This is a genomic window from Streptomyces sp. YS-3 (assembly GCF_045257485.1).
GTDB lineage: Bacteria > Actinomycetota > Actinomycetes > Streptomycetales > Streptomycetaceae > Streptomyces.
Genome location: NZ_JBJHPC010000420.1, coordinates 1 through 6,410, shown reverse-complemented (window position 1 = coordinate 6,410; position 6,410 = coordinate 1). Strand labels below are relative to the sequence as shown.

The following is a 6,410-nucleotide window of genomic DNA, read 5'->3' as shown; positions in this document are numbered from 1 at the left end:
GGCGGTGGGCTGTTCGGGGGCCGGCGGACCCGCCGGCCCCCGAACAGCCCACCGCCACGGGCGCGTCCACGGGGACGCCGAAGGAAGCGGCACGGGACGACACCCCCGCCGTCTGGCCGCGCCCCCAGTCCGTCCGCCGCGCGGGACCGGGGCTCCGCCTCGGCTCCGAGGCCGTACTGATCGCCGGCCCGGGCGCCGACCCGTACGCGGTGGCCGCGCTCGGGGACGTCCTCGACCGGGCGGGCGTCACCACGCTGCACCACGAACCGCGGGGCGCGGGCCCGGTGTTCCGCCTCGGCGGGAGCGGCGCCCAGGACGCGCTGCGTGCCCTGCGGGTCGCCGAGCGCGGGGACCTGCCCCCGGGCGGTTACCGGATCGGCGTCGGCCGGGTCGCCGGGCGGGACACGGTCGCGCTCGACGGGGTCGGCGAGGACGGGCTCTTCCACGCCGTCCAGACGCTGCGTCAGCTCCTGGGCCAGGACCGGCACGGCGCCGCCACGCTGCCGGGCGTGCGGGTGCGGGACTGGCCCGCCACGGCCGTGCGCGGCACGACGGAAGGTTTCTACGGGCAGCCCTGGACACGCGAACAGCGCCTGGGGCAGCTCGACTTCATGGGCCGCACCAAGCAGAACCGCTACCTCTACGCCCCCGGCGACGACCCGTACCGCCTGGCCCGCTGGCGCGACCCGTACCCGGCCGGCCAGCGCGCCGACTTCCGGGCGCTCGCCGCCCGCGCCGCCGCCAACCACGTCACCCTCGCCTGGGCCGTGGCGCCCGGCCAGGAGATGTGCCTGTCCTCGGACAAGGACCTCAAGGCGCTGCTGCGCAAGCTGGACGCGATGTGGGCGCTGGGCGTGCGCGCCTTCCAGCTCCAGTTCCAGGACGTCAGCTACAGCGAGTGGCACTGCGGGCAGGACGCGCGCACCTTCGGGCGGGGACCGGCCGCCGCGGCCCGCGCCCACGCGCGCGTGGCGAACGCCGTCGCCGCGCACCTCGCCGAGCGCCACCCGGGCGCGCAGCCGCTGTCGCTGATGCCGACCGAGTACTACCAGGAGGGCGCCACCGCCTACCGGGACGCGCTCGCGAACGGGCTGGACGCGCGCGTCCAGGTCGCCTGGACGGGCGTCGGGGTGGTGCCGCGCACCATCACCGGGCACGAACTGGCGGGCGCGCGGGACGCGTTCGGGCATCCGCTGGTGACGATGGACAACTACCCGGTGAACGACTGGGCGCCCGGGCGGATCTTCCTCGGCCCCTACACGGGCCGCGAGCCCGCCGTCGCCACCGGCTCGGCCGCCCTGCTCGCCAACGCCATGGCGCAGGCCTCGGCCTCCCGCATCCCGCTGTTCACGGCGGCCGACTACGCCTGGAACCCGCAGGGTTACGAGCCGGAGGCGTCCTGGCGGGCGGCGATCGCGGACCTCGCGGGCGGCGACGCGCGGCTGCGCGAGGCGCTCACGGCGCTGGCGGGCAACGACTCCTCGTCGGTCCTCGGCAGCGCCGAGTCGGCCTATCTGCGCCCGCTGCTCGACACGTTCTGGAGCTCGCGCGGCGCGGCGGACGCGGCGGTACGCGACCGGGCGGCGGCGCGGCTGCGCGCGGCGTTCACGGTGATGCGCCAGACGCCCGAGCGGCTCGCGGGCAGCGGCGCGCTCGCCGACGAGCTGCGCCCCTGGTCCGACCGGCTCGCCCGCTACGGCCGGGCCGGGGAGAAGGCCGTGGACATGCTCCAGGCCCAGGCGAACGGCGACGGCGCGGGCGCCTGGCGGGCCGCGCTCGCCCTGGAGCCGCTGCGCCGGGACGCCGCCACCGGCTCGGTCACCGTCGGCAGGGGCGTCCTGGACGCGTTCCTGACCCGCGCGGCGCGGGCCTCGGCCACCTGGACGGGCGCCGACCGGCCGCCCGGCGAGGTCACCGTCTCGCCGGACGCCTACACCGTGTGGCTGGGCCGGGTCCGCCCGGTGGAGGCGGTCACGGTCATGGACGACTCCGGCGCCGGGCAGAGCCCGTCGGTCGGCCCCGGCTCGGGCCCGCCCGCCTGGGCCACGGCCGGAGCGCAGCCCGTGCCGGACGCCGCCTGGGGGCCGGGCCCCGGTCCCGGGCGGGTCGCCTGGGCCGAGGGCGGGGCGCTGGTGCAGGCGCATCTGCCCGGCGTGGGCTGGCGCAGCCTCGGGCCGCTCTCGCCGGACGGCTGGACGCAGAGCGCCGCGCGGGGCGTGCGCGCCGACGCCGTCCGCGTGACCGGCCCGACCGCCGCCGTACGGTCCGTACGGCATCTGGTGCCGTGGTTCGCGGACGAGCCGCGGGCCCGCCTCGAACTCGCCCGGGACGAGGCCGACGCCGAGATCGGCGGGAAACCGCAGGTGGTGGCGGCCGTGCTGACCTCCACCCGGCCCTCGGACGTCCGGGGCACGCTCGCCGCGAAGGCCCCGCGGGGGCTGGCCGTCCGGGTCGCGGGCGCGCTCACGGTGCCGCGCGGCGCCGCGGTGAGCGTGCCGGTGGAGGTGACGGTGGCGCCGGGCACCCCGGCGGGCGAGTACCGGGTGCCGGTGGTCTTCTCCGGACAGGAGCGCGTCCTGACCGTACGGGCGTATCCGCGCACGGCCGGTCCCGATCTGATCGCGGGGGCCGCGGCCTCCTCCTCCGGCGACGAGACGCCCGCGTTCCCGGCGCGCGCGGCGGCCGACGGCGACCCCTCGACGCGCTGGTCCTCCCCGGCGCAGGACGACGCCTGGTGGCAGGCCGAGCTCGCGGCGCCGAGCCGGGTCGGTCTGGTGGTGCTGAACTGGCAGGACGCCTACGCGAGCGGCTACACCGTGCAGGTCTCGCCGGACGGGCGGACCTGGCGGACGGCCGCGACCGTCCGGGAGGGCAGGGGCGGCCGGGAGGCGGTGCGGATGGACGCGCGCGATGTGCGCTTCCTGCGGGTGCAGGGCGTGGCACGCGCGACCCCGTACGGGTACTCGCTGTGGTCGGTGGAGGCGTACGGCGTGGCGCGGGGCCGGTAGGCGGGACGCGGGCACGCCGGCGCCGGGGGCCGGCGGGCCGGCCCCCGGGGACGACGAAGGCCCGGACTCAGGCTGAGATGCCGTCGATCCGGGCCAGGGCGTCGTCCGCGCCGAACGGTTGGAGGTACGGGAGCCAGCGTGGGTCCCGGTGCCCCGTGCCGATGATGCGCCACGCCAGACCGCTGGGCGGGGCGGGCTGGTGGCGCAGGCGCCAGCCGAGCTCCAGCAGGTGCCGGTCGGCCTTGACGTGGTTGCAGCGGCGGCAGGCCGCCACCACGTTGTCCCAGACGTGCTGGCCGCCGCGGCTGCGCGGGATGACGTGGTCGACGCTGGTTGCGACGCCACCGCAGTACATACAGCGCCCGCCGTCGCGCGCGAAGAGCGCACGGCGGGTCAGTGGGACGGGCCCCCGGTAGGGGACCCGTACGAATCTCTTCAGCCGGACCACGCTGGGAGCGGGGACGACCCGGGTCGCGCTGTGCATGAAGGCGCCGGATTCCTCTAGGCAGACTGCCTTGTTTTCGAGCACGAGGACGAGCGCGCGGCGGAGCGGTACGACGCCGAGGGGCTCGTACGACGCGTTGAGGACCAGGACGTGCGGCACGGTGGATGCCTCCTTGTACGCCGGCGGCGCGTGGCTCGCGCCGGGACGATCTGCCTTCAGTCTCTCCTCAGGGCCGGTCGGAGCGCCACCACGTCCGGGTAACGGCCCTGAAGTGTTTTCGACCACACTCCCCCGCCTCGCGGGCCCGCTGTCCTGCCCCTCTCGAACACGGCACCGAAGCACATGGGTTGCCCCGTTAGTGTGGTTGGTCTGCCGTCGCACTGTCGGCAGCGCAATGCCTGGAGGTACCCCGCCGTGCACTGGCCCGCCGTACTGGCCGCCGGATCCCCGTCAGATCCCGTCGGCCCGACGACCGCCCCGGTCACCCTCGACGACGCCCAGAAGCAGGCCACCGAGGCCGCGGGCTGGGTCGAGGAGAACTGGTCGACGTGGCTCGCCATCGGCCTGCGGATCCTGCTCATCGTGATCATCGCGTCGGTGCTGCGGGTGCTGGTGCGCCGCGCGCTGACCAAGCTCATCGACCGGATGAACCGCAGCGCCCAGGCGGTGGAGGGCACCGCGCTCGGCGGCCTCCTGGTCAACGCCGAGCGCCGCCGCCAGCGCTCGGAGGCCATCGGCTCGGTGCTGCGCTCGGTGGCGTCCTTCCTGATCATGGGCACCGCGGCCCTGATGGTCCTGGGCGTCCTCAACATCGATCTGGCCCCGCTGCTCGCCTCGGCGGGTGTCGCGGGCGTGGCGATCGGTTTCGGCGCGCGCAACCTCGTCACCGACTTCCTCTCCGGCGTCTTCATGATTCTGGAGGACCAGTACGGCGTCGGCGACTCGATCGACGCGGGCGTGGCCTCGGGCGAGGTGGTCGAGGTCGGGCTGCGCGTGACGAAGCTGCGCGGCGACAACGGCGAGATCTGGTACGTGCGCAACGGCGAGATCAAGCGCATCGGCAACCTCAGCCAGGGCTGGGCCACGGCCGCCGTCGACGTCCAGGTCCGCCCGACGGAGGACCTGGACCGGGTCCGCGCGGCCATCACGGAGGCGGCCGAGTCCATGGCCAAGGACGAGCCGTGGAACGAGCGGCTGTGGGGCCCGGTGGAGGTCCTCGGTCTCGACGCGGTGCTGCTGGACTCGATGGTGATCCGCGTCTCGGCGAAGACGATGCCGGGCAAGGCGCTGGGCGTGGAGCGCGAACTGCGCTGGCGCATCAAGCGGTCGCTGGACGCGGCGGGGATCCGGATCGTGGGGGGTGCGCCGGCGGCGGACCCGGACGCGTCGGCCTCGGACCCCTCCGCCGGGGTGGCCGCCCCGTGGGCCCTGAACAACCCCACGTCCCCGCAGTCCCTGGCCACGGCGCCGATACCGCCGGGGCAGGGTCTGGCGAAGTAGCGACGCGCGAAGGGCGCCCCGGCCGTCGAGCGGCGGGGGCGCCCTCGTCGTATGCCGGGCCGCCCGTGGCGGCCGGCCGCCGAGGTAACGCTTTGGTAGCCCCCGCCGTTCACCCCATTGACGCCCCCCGGACCCGCGGCCTACTTTCCTCCCATCAGATAGGAAACTTTCCTAACAGTGATGTGGGAGAGTAAGAGCCTTCTCAGAGCCGAAGGGCAGGTGCAGCCGTCGTGGCCGGTACTACCCCGGGAACGCCGCGCGTACTCCGCGCCATGAACGACCGTGCCGCGCTCGATCTGCTGCTGGAGCACGGGCCCCTGTCCCGTACCCGGATCGGGAAGCTCACCGGGCTCTCCAAGCCGACCGCCTCGCAGCTGCTGGCGCGGCTGGAGGCGGCCGGGCTCGTCGTGGCGACCGGGACCACCGAGGGGCGGCCCGGCCCCAACGCGCAGCTGTACGCGGTCAACGCCCGCGCCGCGCACGTCGCCGGGCTCGATGTCACCCCCGAGCGCATCCGCGCCGCCGTCGCGGACGTCGCCGGGGACGTGGTCGGGGAGTTCGAGGTGCGCACCCCGGGGCGCCGCACGGGCGAGTCGGTGGTGCGCCAGGTCACCGACGCGCTGGACGGGGCCGTGAAGGCCGCCGACCTCGTCCGCGCCGATCTGCACCGCGTCGTCATCGGCACGCCCGGCGCCTTCGACCCCGGCACCGGACGGCTGCGGTACGCCTCCCATCTGCCCGGCTGGCACTCCCCCACCCTCCTCGACGAGCTCGCGGCGGCGCTGCCGATGCCGGTCGAGTACGAGAACGACGTCAACCTCGCGGCCATCGCCGAGCAGCGGCTCGGGGCCGCGCGCGGCCACGACGACTTCGTCCTGCTGTGGAACGAGGGCGGTCTCGGCGCCGCGCTCGTCATCGGCGGCCGGCTGCACCGCGGCTTCACCGGCGGCGCGGGCGAGGTCGGCTTCCTGCCGGTGCCGGGCGCCCCGCTCGTCCGGCACGTCACCAAGGCGAACTCCGGCGGCTTCCAGGAGCTGGCCGGCGGGCAGGTGGTCCCGCGCCTCGCCCGGGAGTTCGGTGTCGCCGACATCCCCGGCGGCCCGTCCACCGAGGCCGCCGCCGCCCTGGTCGCCCGGGCCGCCGAGGCCGTACGGGCGGAGGAGAACGGGCCCTGCCGCCGGCTCCTGGAGACCTTCGCCACCGGCCTGGCCACCGGTCTCGCCTCCCTGGTCGCCGTGCTCGACCCCGAGCTCGTGGTCCTCTCCGGCGCCCTGATCTCGGCCGGCGGCGAGCCCCTGCGCGCCCTGGTCCAGCACGAGCTGGGCGAGCTCGCCGCCTCCCGGCCGCGGCTCGTCATCGGCGAGGTGCGCCACCACCCCGTCCTGCGCGGCGCGTTGGAGAGCGCCCTCGCCGCCACCCGCGACGAGGTCTTCGACACCTCGCGCTGACCCCCCGCC

The 6,410-nt window shown here is 76.0% G+C and carries 4 protein-coding genes; 3 read left to right on the top strand and 1 reads right to left on the bottom strand.

Annotated elements, in window-relative coordinates; genetic code table 11:
• Nucleotides 1-3,008 (top strand): beta-N-acetylglucosaminidase domain-containing protein (locus ACJA3G_RS27000; protein WP_406555647.1); only part of this gene is annotated, 3,008 nt, incomplete at its 5' end.
• Between the two features lie 67 nt (nt 3,009-3,075).
• Here ACJA3G_RS27000 and ACJA3G_RS26995 read toward each other — a convergent pair.
• Nucleotides 3,076-3,612 (bottom strand): HNH endonuclease, encoded by a 537-nt coding sequence (locus ACJA3G_RS26995; protein WP_283143448.1) that lies wholly within the window; start codon nt 3,610-3,612, stop codon nt 3,076-3,078.
• Between the two features lie 255 nt (nt 3,613-3,867).
• Here ACJA3G_RS26995 and ACJA3G_RS26990 point away from each other — a divergent pair, with 255 nt between their 5' ends.
• Nucleotides 3,868-4,953: a mechanosensitive ion channel family protein gene (locus ACJA3G_RS26990; protein WP_406555646.1), complete on the top strand. Its 1,086-nt coding sequence runs from the start codon at nt 3,868-3,870 to the stop codon at nt 4,951-4,953.
• Between the two features lie 230 nt (nt 4,954-5,183).
• Complete coding sequence (locus ACJA3G_RS26985) at nt 5,184-6,401, top strand: ROK family transcriptional regulator (protein ID WP_406555645.1); 1,218 nt, start codon at nt 5,184-5,186, stop codon at nt 6,399-6,401.
• The last annotated feature ends 9 nt before the right edge of the window (nt 6,402-6,410 follow it).